This is a genomic window from Rhizobium aethiopicum (assembly GCF_900094625.1).
Lineage (GTDB): Bacteria > Pseudomonadota > Alphaproteobacteria > Rhizobiales > Rhizobiaceae > Rhizobium > Rhizobium aethiopicum.
This window is the reverse complement of record NZ_FMAJ01000011.1, coordinates 48,805-63,418: the sequence shown is the minus strand read 5'-3', so window position 1 is coordinate 63,418 and position 14,614 is coordinate 48,805. Positions and strand designations below refer to the sequence as shown.

Sequence of the window (14,614 nt, the reverse complement as noted above, 5' to 3'; positions counted from 1 at the left end):
ACGGATCGCTCCGTCAATTCGCCGCGTCCGCCGGCTTCCGCTTGTAGACGTGGATGTAGTCGACGAGCAGGATGGAAGGGTTCGGCGTTTCGTCGATCGGCCAGCCCGAGCCGAGCGCCAGGTTCACCAGCGGATAGAACGGCATGTGGAACTCCTTCGGTGTGTCGAAACTCCACAGATACTGGCGATCCAGATAGAAGGCCGTCTTGTCGGCTTGGATGTCGACGCCATAGGTGTGATACTCGCTGTTCAAAATTCCGTCCTGGACGGTCTTCCAGTAGCCGCCATTCGAATTCTCACCGCCATGGGCTTGGCGCCAGATATGAAAGCCCATGGAGAATTCGTAGGGCGCGCGTCCGTAATATTCCAGGACGTCGATCTCGGCGGTGTATTTCGACCGGTCGAGCCCGATGAGCCAGAAGGCCGGCCAAACCCCTTTGCCTGGCGGCAGCTTCATCCGCGCTTCGAAATAGCCGAACTGCTGGGCGAATCCTTCGCCTTTCGGATTGACTGCCGAGAGCAGGCCTGAGCGCCAGGTTCCATCCTCTCCCTTGCGCGCTTCGATCTTCAGAATTCCCTGATCGGTCGTAAACGGAAAGCCGGGAGCCGGATCTGTGAACCGGGCGTCGCCGAAATCACCGTTCCAAGGTGTATGGGCGATCCAGCGCGAGCTTCTCTCTCCCCATGCCGAGACGTCGAGACTGTCGAAATTCTCCTCGAACGTCAGCTGATACGCATTCATGTTGATCGGTTCCTGGGCCACGCTCGGCTGGCCGGGCAAAGCCGCCAGACCAAGAACGACGAGCAGACCCAAAGTCCTAGAAGATATCCCGTACCGCATTGCGCGCCTCCGAAAACGCCAAACCCAATTGTTGGACTGCACCTGTCTCCATTATGAGGCGAGAACACCGTTTCGCCACGGCATCAGCCTTTGAACGACGATGGTCTCGATACCGTCAGGCCTTCCCAGGATCTGCCACAGCAGCAGGGCAAAGGCCCAGAAAATCGCCGCCGCCACCGCGCCGCAAACCGCCAGGCTGGCGATCAGCTTGAAGCCAATTGGCATGGCGGCGAGCGTCGGCTGCACCCAGAGCAGGAAGGCGATCATCGGCAGGCTAGCGGCCAGCGGCCGGCAAAAGGAATTCAGCTGCGCGGCAAAACTCGCTCCGATCAGCCGCTTTGTAATGGCGAGCGAGGCGGCGTAAGCGACGAGAACCGCCACAACACGCGCGCCGAGCGCACCCGCCACCTGAAAATAGACGATACCGAGGATTGTGACCGGGGCTCTGACCGCGAACTCGGCAAACATCCGCAAGGCAAGGGAACGAGTATTGTCCATGACCATCGCCAATGCCGGCACTATGTTCGTCGGCAGACCGAGCAGACTCACCACGCACAGCCATTGCAGAATTGGTGCGGCGGATGCCCATTTCTCGCCGACGAGGATACGCACCGTCGGCTCAGCCAGAAAGGCAAGCGCAATGAGAATGGGCGCCGCGACGAAAGTGATTGCACTCGTTGCCTTCAAATAGGCGGCAACCAGGTTGCGACGATCTTCGACGGTGGAGAAAGCCGCCATCAGCGGGCGTAGCAACGGCCCTACAAAGGTCTGATAGGGAATGCCGGCGATATTGTCGGCGACGCTGAAGGCGCCAAACGTCGACAGCCCGGCGAAACGCGGCAAAAGCAGCCGGTCGAGCTGCCAATTAATCGCGCTGAGCACCTGCGCCACCGTATTCCAGCTGATCATATCCTGGAAACGCTTCCATTCCGACAGGCCGAATTTCGGCTGCATCGGCGCGAACACATAGGAAGTGATCATCGCCGCGGTCGGGCCGGCGACGGCCCCCGCCGCAAGCCCCCAATAGCTGCCCGTCGCCAGGGCAACGCCTGCCCCGAACAGCAGCGTCGATCCCTTGGTGATGAGGTCGAGCGCGAACTCGCGTTTGAAATCGAAACGCTGCATGAAAAGCACCATGCGCGGACTGATCATGCTGCGCGTGGCCGGCGCGATCGAAAGCACGGCGACAAGCGCAAAAAGCCGGGAATCGTCGTAAATCAGGGCCATCGGCCAGGATATGGTCATCATCAGCAGGCTGATGGCCAACCCTCTCATCAGGCTGAGTGTGAAAGCCGTCGCAAACATCTCCTCCGAAGGCGATGGTTGGCGCATCAAGGCCTGGGTCAAAGGCAGATCCAGGATCGACTCGATGATGACCAGAACCGACGTCGCAATGGCGACCAATCCGAAATCCGCAGGACTCAACAACCTTGCCAGGACGAGCAGACTGACGAAATCAAGCAGCCGCGCGAGGAATTTCCCGCTGATCGTCCAGATGCTCGCCGTCGCCGTCCTGTGAGATAGGCTTGACATGATCTGTTTATTCCTCGTCGGCTTGAGACGGTTTCGATCGCGGCAGCAAGACAGCCAGGTCCGGTCTTTGTCTCAGACCGGCCCTCTATTGAAGACATCGGCGGATCGGTCGGCATGGGTGGAGAGCTGTTGCTCGACGAGCCCGGTCATCCGATCGCGAAAGACCGCGGAGGAAAACTTCAGCGAATGCGCGCGGATCGCATGCGGATCGATATCGTCCTCCACCCCTTCGAAAGCCGCCATGGTTTCCAGCAGGGCTTCGGTGGTTTGCTCAGCGAAGCGAAAACCGACCTTCGGCGACGATACGGTTTCCCTGGCGCCGCCGGCGTCGAAAGCGAGGACCGGCCGCCCTGATGCCATCGCTTCTACCGGCAGGATGCCGAAATCCTCCGTGCCTGGAAACAGCAGGGCGCGGCATCGCGAGAGGTGGTCACGCAGGACATTGAACGGCTGGTGGCCGAGGAATTGCACGGTCGGCCCCGCGATCGATTTCAGATAGGGCAGTTGTTCTCCCTCTCCGATTACGACAAGCTTGCGCCCCGCCTCGGTGCAGGCGCGAACGGCAATATCCGGCCGCTTGTAGGCCGTTAGCTGGCCGGCATAGAGATAGAATTCGCCCTTCCCCTTCCCGACCGAAAAATCATCGGTGGCAACCGGGGGATGGATGACGATGGAGTCCCGATCGTAGAAGCGGCGGATGCGGTTTGCGACATAATCGGAATTGGCGACGAATACGTCGACACGGGAAGACGTCGTCACATCCCAGGCACGCAGCATCGGCGCGGTGATCGACATCAAGGCACGCCCCACCCAGGGCAGACCATGGCGGTAGACGTGGAACTGATCCCAGATGTAGCGCATCGGCGAATGGCAGTAACAGACGTGGAGAGCGTCGGCGCGGGTAATGATGCCCTTGGCAGGCCCGGATTCGCTCGACAATACGAGATCGTAGTCCTGCAGATCGAATTGCTCGAGCGCGAATGGCATCAGCGGCAGCATTTTGGTGTAATGCCGTTGCGCACCGGGGATCTTCTGCAGAAAGGACGTGCGGATGTTCCGCGTCTTTAGAAAATCGCTGATGCGATCCCGGTTGCAGACGAGGGTGAAGATATCGGCCTGCGGAAACATGCGGCACAATTCTTCAACGACCTTTTCGCCGCCGCGCATTGAGACGAGCCAGTAGTGCACGATCGCGACGCGCAGCTGGCTGGTTTCCTTGACGCTTCCCGCCTCGGCCACGCGTCTTTTCGCCACCACGGGCGCATCGCCGAGAAATGCCCTTGCGTCGGAAAGAGAGGTTGTTGCTTTAAAGGTCAACGGAATACTCCTTGTGTCGCCACACCGTCTGTCAGTTTGGGAACCGGATTCGTCGAAAGCAGGCTGTAATATTCGGCAAGGAGCGCGTCGCGCCATTGCTCATGCGTCGAGGCGAGAGCCGGAGACGTCAGGAAGGCCCGCTCGCTCATGGCGCGGATCTCGTGTCTCGGCATTTGGCTGTATCGCGACAATGTATTGGCAAAGGCGGTTTCATCAGCGGTGTCGCAGGCAAACGCCATGCCGCCTCGTTCCATTTCCTCGGCAAGAAAGGCGCTGCGTGACATGATAACGGGTAGACCGCTTCTGGCCGCTTCGATCGCCACGAGGCCGAAAGGCTCGGGATAACGCGAGGGCATCAACAGGGCGCGCGCCTTGCGGATGGTGGCGCCGATCTCCGCATGCGACTGCCAGCCGACGGCCCTGACGTGATCGCCAGACGCTGCGACCAAGGGCATCAGCGGTCCGTCCCCGATCACGCAGAGCCTGGCGCCGGCCCTGCGTGTGGCGGCTATCGCGTCCTCGACGCCCTTTTCCTCGTCGAGCCGGCCGATGAAGACGAATTCGTCGTTCACCTCCGCCTCGACGCGCTCTCTCGACAAGGGAGCGACGGGATTGCGGATCGTCGTCAACCGTTCAGGCCGATAGCCGGCGCCGACGAGAAAGCCAGCCATCTTCTCATGCAGCAGGATTATCCGGCCGAAATCGGCTTCAGCCCTTAACAGCCGGAGGATATTCGAGCCGCGCGCGACCCGCCACAATTTGTGCGAATAACTTCTCTTGTCGCAAGCCGTCGCAATGCAGCCCGCACCGAGTGGAGGCCGGCGGCAGATCTCCTGCGCCTGGTAATCGAAAAAGGCGCCGTTGGGACAGGCAGTGAAGAAGTCATGCGCGTGAACCACGCAGCGCGCCGCGACCGGGGCCAGTGCCCTGAAAAGCGCGGGAGACAGGATCTGATGCCAGCCATGTACGTGATAGACGGTAGTCGCGGTATCGTTTGCGGCAATCCAGCGCGCGACCAGACGCGTGGCCGCACCATTGTGAATGCCGGTCACGAAAGCCTTCGAACGCTCGGCGCTAAGCAGGTCGCGGCTGTTCAATCCGACCATCGCGACGCCGAGAGCAGCAAGCTCCGCATTGGCGGCGTCATCCCCGCAAATATAAGTCACGGGAATATCGAGGCCGCGAAAAAGCTTGGCCGACAGCACCGCCAGCCCCGTCGCCCCGCCCTTGGCCACCGAGTAGTCGTCGATGACGACCACGCGATCGATTCTCGTCAAACCGCGGTCGCGAAAGCGGCTGGCACTTGCGGCGGATCGCGGGGCTTGGGGAAGCGACAGGCGCATCACTTCACCGTAAACGCGCCATTCGCGCAGGCCTCGAGCGCCTTGCGATTAAGGATCCGGATTTTGCCCTGCCCCCCGTCGATAATCTTGCATTCCCGCAGACGCCGCAGGCACTGATTGACCTTCTCGCGGGACGCCGGCAGCGTTGCGGCCAAATCATTTTGCGAGATGATCAGTTCGTCGCCGCTGTTTGCGACATCCTTTCCGTAAACAGCCGAGAGCCGCAGCAGCGTGCTCGCCAGTCTTGCCCGCAGGGTCGACGCCGCGTTGGCGATGATCCTGTGTTCAAGCTCCGAAACCCGCGCCAAGGCCCTTGAGAAGACTTTTTCGCGGAAGCACGGATCGCTGGCATACATGTCGCGCAGCAGCCGACCCTCGAAGAAATGCAGCTCGCAGTTGGAGCCGGCTCGATATTCGAGGCTCAATGTCTGCCTGCGCAAGACTTCGAGCTCGCCGATCAGACCTGATTTCGGAATGATTTCGACGATGAATTCCCTGCCGTCGGGCAGCATCGTACTTGCAGTGACCAATCCCGAATGGACGCGAGCAAACGTATCGACAAGGACGCCGGCCCCGGCAATGATCTCGCCACGACGGAAACGCCGTATGCTCGAGCGGCAGGAAAGGAATTCGTCATCGACGACGATACGACCGTTGAGGTGAATGCCTGCATTGGCCGAGATCGCGGCCTTGCTGATGCCGAGCCTGCGATCAGATGCATGCGTGATCCCGTCCATGCAATTCACTCCTGATACTAGATTGGTCTCTCACCAATGCTGCATCGCATCAATTATATTGGATTAATACGTTAGTCAAATAACATCGGCGCGATTTAGCGTAAATTTCAAGTCTATTTTCAAAAATGACTTGAACAACGCCCAATTTAAAATAGCATTTTCTAACATACGTGAATATATGTGGGGATATCGGTCAACGATTGCTTATAAAAAGGACTTTGCGAATTAAAAATCATCAATTCTCAAAATCGCTATTATCAGCAAAATCATTGATCTCACGCAGTAATGACCACCAACAGCAGATTACATAGCCAATTAAAAGAATTGATGACACGGATCTGTAGTCGGAAATCTGTGTGGGGCTTCCTAGCATAAAGAATTAATTAACAATTATGACCTTGGTAACAGACAATCAGGGTGCGGCGCAGCAAGCTTTGAACGTTCTTGACGGGCAATGTTTTGGAGACCGCGATGACATGGGAAGCACATAGTTTTGAGGCTTGGTCGCGCGTCGGAGGCGCCGCGAAAGGCGGCGGCCTACACGACTCCCGACCTCGTACAGCCGGCAGGTCGTCGAAGCGTGCGATAGATTTTCTTGTTGCGATCACCGCCCTGATCCTGCTCTCTCCGCTTCTTCTGATCGTCGCGATGATCGTGAAACTCTCCGACGGTGGCCCTGTCTTCTATTCCCATACGCGCATTGGCTTCGGCGGAGCGCCGTTCGGATGCCTCAAATTTCGGACGATGAAGACGGATGCGAGTGCTCAGCTCGCTGAATTGCTGCAAAACAACCCGGCGGCCCGCAGCGAATGGGAAGCAACGCGCAAGTTGAAGAACGATCCGAGGATCACCGCTGTCGGCGACATCCTCAGGCGCTCGAGCATCGACGAGCTTCCGCAGCTGATCAATATCCTGCGTGGCGAAATGAGCCTCGTCGGACCCCGGCCGATCACAGCCGAGGAACTGCCGCGCTACGGCGAACACATATGGGCCTATATGGCGGTTCGCCCGGGGCTGACCGGTCAATGGCAGACGAGCGGGCGCAACGACGTCAGTTACGAATACCGGGTTTCTCTCGACGTCCACTATCTCAACAACTGGTCGCTCGTCCGAGACTTCGTCATCATCGCCAAGACCATCCCTGCGTTGTTTTCGCAGCGCGGATCGTACTGAGGCTTCGGGCGACCGCTGGCCGTGTTCGAGATCGGAAGATGCGCTTCTCCACCGTCTCCTCCAAGCTGCCATTACCTGGTTATTCCTTGATTTCCCATTCCGGATTAGGACGACATGACCTCCAGCACGATCTTCAGCGGCGTCTCTCCCATATCCCTGCCTGCAGCAGCCCCAGGCGGCGGGAATTCGCCGCTGACCCTGCGGGATATGCTCTTCTTTTTGAGAATGCGCTGGCATTGGATCGTCGTGACCACGTGCGCTTTCCTGGCGATCGCCGGAACTTATCTGCTGACCGCCGAGCCGACTTTCGTTGCCAGCACCCAGCTCGTGATCTTTCCCCAGGTGAGCGGCTCTGAAGCACAGAGGGCTTTCGCGGAAGATGCGTTCATCGAAGGCCAGCTGGAGATCGCCAGATCGAGCGATGTCGTCGGCGGTACCGTAGCGGCGCTCGATCTCGTTCATGATCCGGAATTTGTCGATCAGACGCCTTCGCTGCAGGACAGGGCGAAGAATTGGCTGACTGGGTTTTCTTCGGGCAACGGAGCGAACGAAGTCCAGGCGCAGACGGAGGAGGAGAGGCTGCACGACTGGGCAACCGCCAAACTGCTGAACATGACTGGCATCCGCCGGATCGGAAGCTCGACGATCATCGAGGTATCGGCTGCGGCATCGACGCCTCAGAAGGCCGTCGACATCGCCGACACGCTCGCCAGGCAGTATATACAGAAGAATATCGCGATGAAGGCCAACGCCGCCCGCCAATACAGCGACTGGCTGTCGACATTCATCTCCGAGCAGCAGCGCGGGCTGGCGGATACCGCCAGCGCCCTGGCCAGCTTCACAAGCAATCCGCGCGACCAGTTCAAGCTTGCGGAGCTGCAGAGCGCAACGGATGCCCGCCGCAGCCTTTATGAAAACACCTTGAACCAGCTGACCGAAACCAAGCAGCGCATCACCTATTCGATGTCCGACGCCACGATCGTCTCGCCGGCTACGCTGCCTCTTTCAAAAGCGAGACCGCGCAGCACGCTGATCGCCGCCTTTGCGGCGGCGGTCGGCCTTGGCGCCGGTCTCGCACTCGCGATGATACGGCACGCCAGCGACCGCCGGCTCGTCCGCCCGCATCAGATCGCGGAAACCGGCGGTCTGCCCTTTGTCACTTTGCTGGCGACAGCAAAGAGGACGCGCAACGGCCACCCGCCGCGCTTCCTCGCCGTCGGCACGGGCAGCAGCACAACCGCCCGCCCTGTTATCCCGGGCATGGCGGAGCTGAGCGCAACGGTCGTCGGGCTTCGCCGCAAACGCCGGGTCGTCATCGGAGTGGTCGCTGTCGAGCCCGGCGGCGGAGCATCGACCATCGCATGCGAACTTGCGGTGCTGTCGTCGGTCTCTGGAGCAAAGACGCTTCTGATCGATGCGGCCGCGCAGAAATCCTCGCTCAGCAAGGCGATCGCGCCCCAAAGTTCGAGCGGCCTCGCCGACGTTCTCGACAACGGCGAACTGATCGAGACGGCGGCCTTGCCCCTCAGCCCTACGCTGAAATTCCTTCCGCTCGGCCGGGTCGACACCGTTTCGCCGGCCATTCGTCTGAGCTCGCGCCGCACGCAATTGAGCTTCGTCGAGCTGAAAAAGGAGTTCGACTCCGTATTCGTCGACATTTCCGCTTTCTCCGCTTCACCGGATGCCAATGCGATCGCGCCGGAGCTGGACGGCGTTCTGGTAGTCGCCTCGCACGGACGCACCTCGATCGACGACGCCATGCGTGTCATCGAGACGCTGCGCAATGTCGGCGCGGAGATCCTCGGCGCGATCATCAACCACGCTCCGAAGAGCATGCAGCCATGAACGCCCATTCGGCAAAAGCAACCAGGCAGGATGGGCTGGTCGAACCGGCGCCTGTTTCCGCCGAAGCGGTGGCGCGGCGCGCGAGCCAGCCACTGCGGATTGCAGTCGGAATTGCTTCGGCGGGCCGCCCTTCGATCCTGCTGGAAACGGTCGATTATCTCGCCGGGCTGCCGGACCAGCCGCAGCGGTTGATCGTCTGCGTACCGGGGATCGACGATGCCGCCGGGCTCGCGGGCCGTCACGACGTGGAAGTCATTGTCGGCAGCCGTGGCTTGACCTCCCAGCGCAACAGCATCATCCGGGCGGCCGCGGCCGATACGGATGTTCTGATCTTCCTGGACGACGATTTCATTCCTGCCGCAACCTTCCTGTCGCGAATGACAGCCGTCTTTGCAGCAAAGCCCGACGTCGCGATCGCCACCGGTGAAGTCCTGGCAGACGGCGTCCTCGTTGGAGGGCTCGACATGTCGAAGGCCCTGCAGGTTCTTCACACTGCCGGCGAAAAGTCCGAGCGGGTGACGGATGTATACAATGCCTACGGGTGCAATATGGCGGTTCGCCTCGCCCCCGTTCTCGAACACGCACTGGCGTTTGACGAGCAACTGCCGCTCTATGGCTGGCTTGAGGATGTCGATTTCAGCAGATCCATTGCCCACTACGGCAGATCCGTGCGCGTTGAAGGCGCCTGCGGAGTGCATCTCGGCGTAAGATCCGGGCGACAGCCCGGCCGGAAACTCGGCTATTCGCAGATTGCCAATCCTGCCTACCTGATCCGGAAGGGTACGATGTCGAAAGGTCGTGCGCTGGCGCAGATCGGCCGCAACATTCTGGCGAACGCATCGGGAATATTGTTCAACGACCGCTTGATCGACCGTTGGGGACGTTTGAACGGCAATTGGCTGGCGCTCACCGATCTTCTTGCCGGCCGCGCCGCACCGTCCCGCATTCTCGAACTCGCCAATCCACCGTCCCGCGCAATGGCGTCGCCGCCGACGGCGACGAAACGGAGATAGATCAATGCAGTCAACATTCTTCCCCGATCGCGTCATCTCCGCGGCCCTCGCCCTGGTTTTCTGCTGCCTGACCGGCTGGAGCGTCGCCCACGCGCAAACATTCACCCTCGTGCCGGAAGACAAGGTAAGACTGCGCGTCGTCGAATGGCGATCCGCGGATTCCCGATATGCCAGCTGGGAAGCGCTCGATGGCGTTTACACCATCGACGACACTGGCGACTTGTCGATCCCGATCGCCGGCCATGTACAGGCCTCCGGAAAAACAACCGAAGAACTCGCCGACGCCATCGCCAGCGCTCTCGCTGAAAAGGCGGCACTTCCTGGCAAGCCGTACATCGCCTTGGAGGTTGCGGAGCATGCGCCGATTTTTGTGACCGGGACCGTTCAAACCCCGGGGCGCTATCCTTTTGAATCGAGGATGACTGTCATGAAGGCCGTCAGCATCGCTGGCGGCTTCCTGCGGGAACGCGAGGACAACACTTACTTCGAGCGTGACCGGATCCAGGCAGCCGGCGCCTTTCGAACGGCCGTCCTCAACCGGCGCGATCTTTTGATGCGGCAGGCGCGGCTGCGGGCGGAAATCGCCGGGGAGCAGAGCTTCGAGATTCCTGCCGAACTCGTCGGAACGCCCGAAGTGGACAAGCTGAAGGCACAGGAATTGAACCTGATGCGGCTGCGTCGTGTCGATATCGACAGCCAGATCGAAGCGGCGAACGACCTCACCCGCCTCTATGGTCAGCAGGTCGAGTCGCTCGAGGCGAAGATCAGCTCGCAGAAGCGGCAGATTGACCTCGCCCAAAAGGAACTGGACAACGTCAACAGCCTGGTGAGCAAGGGGTTAGTCAGCAATTCCCGTCAGGTGTCTGTCGACCGCTGGGTTGCGGATGCACAAGGTACCCTGATCGATCTCGAAGTTGCCTTGACCACGGCTCGCCAGGGCCTCAGCGAGGCCAACCGTTCCAAGATCAATATCGTCAACAGGCAGAACAGCGAAAACCAGGACCTGCTGAATCAGGTCAATCTTGCGATCGGCAGGGCCGCGATCGATATCCAGGTGGCTCAGCTTCTGGGTGAACAGGCGGGGTACGACGCTCAACTCGCTCAGGTGAATATGGACGCGCCGGGTATTGGCAGAGCGCAGAAGAATTACAGGATTGTGCGGCGTAATAGCGACGGAACCTACAGCAACATCGTGGCCGACGAGCAAACCGCATTGCTGCCGCATGATCTCGTCGAGGTCGGTTTGGACACGAACCTTCAGGCGCCGACTTCGCCGCTGCAGTCCGCACCCCAGACACAGAGCTCGACGCTCCCGTCTTCTGATGTGGCCGGGGATAATCGAGCGGGCCGCGGCTGGATATCCCAGACGGGATCGAATTAGGAGGCTTGATGATCAACGACGACAGCTGGCGGCTTTCGCCTCGCCTATCATATCTGCTTCGGGATGCCCGGGTTCTGCCAAATCGTTATTCCAGCTGTTTGCCCATGTCAGGATTGGACGCATGTCGATAGAGCCGCTCGGTTTCATCGTTCTCCTGCTTGGCCTGCTCGCCATGGTCAACGGCGCGCGTTTCGCAGTCACGACCCTTTGCCTCTTAACGCTGCTAGGAGCCGCGGCGGCTCTCCAATTGCCCGCGCTCGGCGGCAGCAGTATCCAGCCAAGCCATCTTTTGCTGCTGTTTATCGTCGCCGCCACCCTACTGCGTCCAGTCCAGACGCAAGCGGCGCTGGCGAGCATCGCCTATCCGGGTCCCGGCTTCTGGTTTGCCGCCTATGTCCTGTTTTCCGTAGTATCGTCCTTTTTCCTGCCGCGCATTTTTGCGGGCGCGACCCTCGTCTACTCCTCTGCGAGAGATGCGACAGGCATGATGTCGACTGTCGCCGCTCCCCTGTCGCCAGGCTCGTCCAATCTTAGCCAGTCTGTCTATCTGCTCGGCGACCTCGCCTGCTTTGCCGTGGTCGCCGGACTTGCCAGACTCGGGTATCAGCGTTTCATCGCACAACAGTTGATCGTCGCGTCAATCGCATGTTTTGCCCTCGCCCTGCTTGATATCGGAACGTTCCTGACCGGCCAGTCCTACCTGCTCGATGTCATCAGAAACGCGAATTACACCATGCATACGGCCGAGACGATCAGCGGTTTTAAACGCATCGTCGGCGCCTTTCCCGAAGCAAGCATATATGGGACAGTCGCATTGGCGTATTTTTCCTTCACTCTTCTGCTCTGGCTGGAGCGTGTTCGAAGCCGCATGGCCGGCATGGCGACGCTTTTTATCGGCCCGACGATCCTGCTCTGCACGTCGACAACCGCCTATATCGCCGGGCTCTTCGTCGTCTGCATGTTCGTACTGTTCTGCTTCAAACGCCTGATCGCAGGCTCGGCTAAGACCTCCCACGTGACTTTTCTGGCGATAACCCTCTTCCTGATCCCTTGTGCCATCGTCGCTCTCAGCCTTGCCCCCGATGCGTGGGATTCCATCGCCAGCCTCGTCAACACCACCCTATCGGACAAGCTCCAATCGCAATCCGGCGAAGAGCGCACCGCCTGGAACACGCTGGCATTGATCGCATTCGTCGATACCTCAACCTTCGGCGCCGGGCTCGGTACGGTTCGAGCTTCGAGTTTCATCGCCGCATTGCTGTCCAACGTCGGATTGACCGGCACGCTTCTCTTCGTCGCCTTCCTGTACAGCCTTGTCAGAGCCTCAGGTCGGCACGTCTCGGGTGATCGGGAGACGCATGCAATCGGAAACGCCGCCATTATGGCATCGATATCGCAGATCGCCTCTGCGGCGATTTCAGGAAGCGGCACCGATCTCGGCCTGCTGTTCAGCACCACGGCGGGTTTGGCTGCGGGCTGCCTGGCCGAACCCTGTACCTGGCGGCTTCGGGCGCCCCGACCGCTCGCAATCCGGCATCCCCCGGAGGCATCAGCATCTCTCAGGAGATCGCCGGTGTTTGCAACCCGATGAGCTCAGCCGCGAATTTCGTTCAAGGCCAAGGACAGCGCTCCGCTGCGATCACGCGCCTGCCCGGCGCGCTTCGCAGTCAACCGTCCGCGTCGGATCCGGTAGGAAATGCTGGTGTTAAAAAGGCGGGGGAACGCGGCTCTGCACTCCGCTCCTGCGAAGGACGAGCGCCCGATCCCGTATCGGCGTCAGCCCTGCCGGCGCTCGCTGGGGGCTGCGACGCTATCGGCGGCGGAATTGTTTTGCCGCATCCTGGCGCTGCGCCGCGCGAAACCCGACAGGAACACCCCTGCCAGATAGCCGATCTCCATGAGCACGAGGAACGCGATGCCGGAAACGGTCGCCTCGATCAGCGAAGCCCCGTCGGCAAAGGCCACGCTGCCGAAGCCGATTGCCACCAGGATTGCGAAAATCGCGAAGGCCCAGGCGCGGATCGAAACGCCGGCGGCTATCGAAATCACGGCCGCCACCAAGGTGGTGATCAGCATGACGATCTTCCTTCCCTCTGCATTTCGATAAGTGTCCCGGCACCGATCGTCCTGCCGCGGTTCACGATGTCGAAACACAGCCCTGTGACAGGCACGTCATTCTTCATGATGAGCGTCTCAACAATGGAACACACCAAAACCGCCGGAGCCCGGATGCCGTTTCAACAAACGATCGGTCCGGCGATCCGCAATCTATACAGGACCGGACTGTCATACGACAGGTCTGCCGGGTCAATCAACAACTGTTCCCTCGACCCTGCAGAGAGCAGCCATTCACTCGCTTTGAAGACAACCTCAAGGGTGATGACATGAACAATCAGTGCGTTGTGTACGTCACGGATGTCGAATATTCATTTCCAACGATCCTTTCCGCGCTTCAGGCTCGCAAATCCGCAAGCCCCGCAACCGATGTTTGCGTGCTCATGTCTGAACGTCTCGATAATTTCAATGAGTTGAAAGCTCTGCTCGCTGCGAGCGGAGTCCAATTGGCCGATGCGACCGACGCACTGCAGGACTCGCTCGGCAAACTCGACGGTTCGCATTTTCGGGGGCGAATCAGCGTCAGCACGATGGCCAAACTGGTCCTTTGCGAGATCCTGCCCGCCCATTACAGCCAGATCATCTATCTCGACGGCGACACCCAGATCGTCAGCGATCTCGGCAAACTCGAAAACGCCATCGTGCCAGAGGGCCGGTTTTTCGCCGCCCGCGATTACACGGCAATCCAGGACTTCCTCAACACTGGAAAGGACAACCACTACTTCAATGCAGGTGTCCTGAAATTCCATCGCAACGGCTGGATCGGGCAGGAGGCGCTCGAGCTTTTTGCCAGAAATCCCGAAGCTTGCGAGGGCAAACATGATCAGGGCGCATTGAACTATGTTTGTGGTTCGTCGCTCATCCTCGTGTCCAACCGCTGGAACTTTCCCAAGCAGTTTCTGCATCTGGTGAACATGTCGTCACTGGCGATCGTCCACTATATGGCGCATCCGAAGCCATGGCATGGAACCTTCTTTCCATGGACCGATCGGGAAAGCCAGGTCTACGTCGATCTGCGCAAGGCGCATCCGATCTACAACGCGCTCTATCGCGGAATAAGCTTCGACCGGAAGACACTCTATAAATATCGGTCGATACGGGCACGCATCGAACACGCGATAGAGAGGAACGGCCCTCACCCGCGGGTTCAGAGCCTGCTGGTTGGCGATTACGCCGTATGATGACGCAGGTCCGACACCACATGAAGATCCGCGTTATGGGACTCCGCCTGATCGGCCCGAAAGACTATATCCTCGCTCCCCGCGCGGTCGCTGGCCGCCAGCCGGTGTCGCTCCGCGGTCCGTCCGTTGAACTTC

At 59.8% G+C, this 14,614-nt stretch carries 13 protein-coding genes; 6 read left to right on the top strand and 7 right to left on the bottom strand.

What is annotated here, in order from left to right; all coding sequences use genetic code 11:
• Positions 1–13: 13 nt before the first annotated feature.
• The 5 genes from GA0061105_RS22070 to GA0061105_RS22050 form a co-directional block, all read right to left on the bottom strand.
• The gene (locus GA0061105_RS22070) at positions 14–841 is read right to left on the bottom strand and encodes a glycoside hydrolase family 16 protein (RefSeq protein ID WP_092752859.1); all 828 of its coding nucleotides are present in this window, start codon (positions 839–841) and stop codon (positions 14–16) included.
• Between the two features lie 51 nt (positions 842–892).
• Positions 893–2,374, bottom strand: a complete 1,482-nt coding sequence (locus GA0061105_RS22065) for a lipopolysaccharide biosynthesis protein (RefSeq protein ID WP_092752857.1) — start codon at positions 2,372–2,374, stop codon at positions 893–895.
• 72 nt (positions 2,375–2,446) lie between these two features.
• Positions 2,447–3,691, bottom strand: a complete 1,245-nt coding sequence (locus GA0061105_RS22060; protein WP_092752855.1) for a glycosyltransferase family 4 protein — start codon at positions 3,689–3,691, stop codon at positions 2,447–2,449.
• Positions 3,688–5,037, bottom strand: coding sequence for a glycosyltransferase family 4 protein (locus GA0061105_RS22055; protein ID WP_245304390.1), 1,350 nt, complete (start codon positions 5,035–5,037; stop codon positions 3,688–3,690). Before GA0061105_RS22055 ends, GA0061105_RS22060 begins: the two co-directional genes overlap by 4 nt.
• Entirely contained in the window at positions 5,034–5,771 is a 738-nt protein-coding gene (locus GA0061105_RS22050; RefSeq protein ID WP_092752851.1) for a Crp/Fnr family transcriptional regulator, read from the bottom strand. Before GA0061105_RS22050 ends, GA0061105_RS22055 begins: the two co-directional genes overlap by 4 nt.
• Before the next feature lie 471 nt (positions 5,772–6,242).
• On the opposite strand from GA0061105_RS22050, the gene GA0061105_RS22045 reads away from it, so the two are divergent.
• Complete coding sequence (locus GA0061105_RS22045; RefSeq protein ID WP_064697467.1) at positions 6,243–6,944, top strand: sugar transferase; 702 nt, start codon at positions 6,243–6,245, stop codon at positions 6,942–6,944.
• A 104-nt stretch (positions 6,945–7,048) separates the two neighbouring features.
• On the opposite strand, the gene GA0061105_RS33435 is transcribed toward GA0061105_RS22045, so the two are convergent.
• Positions 7,049–7,198, bottom strand: coding sequence for a hypothetical protein (locus GA0061105_RS33435; RefSeq protein WP_245304397.1), 150 nt, complete (start codon positions 7,196–7,198; stop codon positions 7,049–7,051).
• Between GA0061105_RS33435 and GA0061105_RS22040 the strand changes: the two genes are divergently transcribed.
• The 4 genes from GA0061105_RS22040 (at position 7,152) to GA0061105_RS22025 (ending at position 12,774) form a co-directional block, all read left to right on the top strand.
• Positions 7,152–8,789, top strand: coding sequence for a polysaccharide biosynthesis tyrosine autokinase (locus tag GA0061105_RS22040; protein ID WP_245304395.1), 1,638 nt, complete (start codon positions 7,152–7,154; stop codon positions 8,787–8,789). The two genes, GA0061105_RS33435 and GA0061105_RS22040, sit on opposite strands and share 47 nt — an antisense overlap.
• The gene (locus tag GA0061105_RS22035) at positions 8,786–9,802 is read left to right on the top strand and encodes a glycosyltransferase family 2 protein (RefSeq protein WP_092752847.1); all 1,017 of its coding nucleotides are present in this window, start codon (positions 8,786–8,788) and stop codon (positions 9,800–9,802) included. The genes GA0061105_RS22040 and GA0061105_RS22035 overlap by 4 nt, the downstream gene beginning before the upstream one ends.
• Positions 9,803–9,806: 4 nt before the next feature.
• The gene (locus GA0061105_RS22030) at positions 9,807–11,183 is read left to right on the top strand and encodes a polysaccharide biosynthesis/export family protein (protein ID WP_092752845.1); all 1,377 of its coding nucleotides are present in this window, start codon (positions 9,807–9,809) and stop codon (positions 11,181–11,183) included.
• Between the two features lie 121 nt (positions 11,184–11,304).
• Positions 11,305–12,774 carry a hypothetical protein gene (locus GA0061105_RS22025; protein ID WP_092752843.1) on the top strand — a complete coding sequence of 490 codons (1,470 nt, stop codon included), beginning with the start codon at positions 11,305–11,307 and terminating at the stop codon, positions 12,772–12,774.
• 185 nt (positions 12,775–12,959) lie between these two features.
• Here GA0061105_RS22025 and GA0061105_RS22020 read toward each other — a convergent pair whose 3' ends face one another.
• On the bottom strand, positions 12,960–13,259 hold the full coding sequence (locus GA0061105_RS22020) for a hypothetical protein (RefSeq protein ID WP_092752841.1): 300 nt from the start codon (positions 13,257–13,259) through the stop codon (positions 12,960–12,962).
• A 308-nt stretch (positions 13,260–13,567) separates the two neighbouring features.
• Here GA0061105_RS22020 and GA0061105_RS22010 point away from each other — a divergent pair, with 308 nt between their 5' ends.
• On the top strand, positions 13,568–14,479 hold the full coding sequence (locus GA0061105_RS22010; RefSeq protein ID WP_092752837.1) for a glycosyltransferase family 8 protein: 912 nt from the start codon (positions 13,568–13,570) through the stop codon (positions 14,477–14,479).
• Positions 14,480–14,614: the final 135 nt, after the last annotated feature.

Excerpts from the sequence above, each read along its gene's own strand:
- GA0061105_RS22040 (WP_245304395.1), top strand. The coding sequence starts at position 7,152 with ATGCTCTTCTTTTTGAGAATGCGCTGGCATTGGATCGTCGTGACCACG.
- GA0061105_RS22070 (WP_092752859.1), bottom strand. The coding sequence starts at position 841 with ATGCGGTACGGGATATCTTCTAGGACTTTGGGTCTGCTCGTCGTTCTT.
- GA0061105_RS22050 (WP_092752851.1), bottom strand. The coding sequence starts at position 5,771 with ATGGACGGGATCACGCATGCATCTGATCGCAGGCTCGGCATCAGCAAG.
- GA0061105_RS22025 (WP_092752843.1), top strand. The coding sequence starts at position 11,305 with ATGTCGATAGAGCCGCTCGGTTTCATCGTTCTCCTGCTTGGCCTGCTC.
- GA0061105_RS22010 (WP_092752837.1), top strand. The coding sequence starts at position 13,568 with ATGAACAATCAGTGCGTTGTGTACGTCACGGATGTCGAATATTCATTT.
- GA0061105_RS22030 (WP_092752845.1), top strand. The coding sequence starts at position 9,807 with ATGCAGTCAACATTCTTCCCCGATCGCGTCATCTCCGCGGCCCTCGCC.
- GA0061105_RS22035 (WP_092752847.1), top strand. The coding sequence starts at position 8,786 with ATGAACGCCCATTCGGCAAAAGCAACCAGGCAGGATGGGCTGGTCGAA.
- GA0061105_RS22045 (WP_064697467.1), top strand. The coding sequence starts at position 6,243 with ATGACATGGGAAGCACATAGTTTTGAGGCTTGGTCGCGCGTCGGAGGC.
- GA0061105_RS22020 (WP_092752841.1), bottom strand. The coding sequence starts at position 13,259 with ATGCTGATCACCACCTTGGTGGCGGCCGTGATTTCGATAGCCGCCGGC.
- GA0061105_RS22065 (WP_092752857.1), bottom strand. The coding sequence starts at position 2,374 with ATGTCAAGCCTATCTCACAGGACGGCGACGGCGAGCATCTGGACGATC.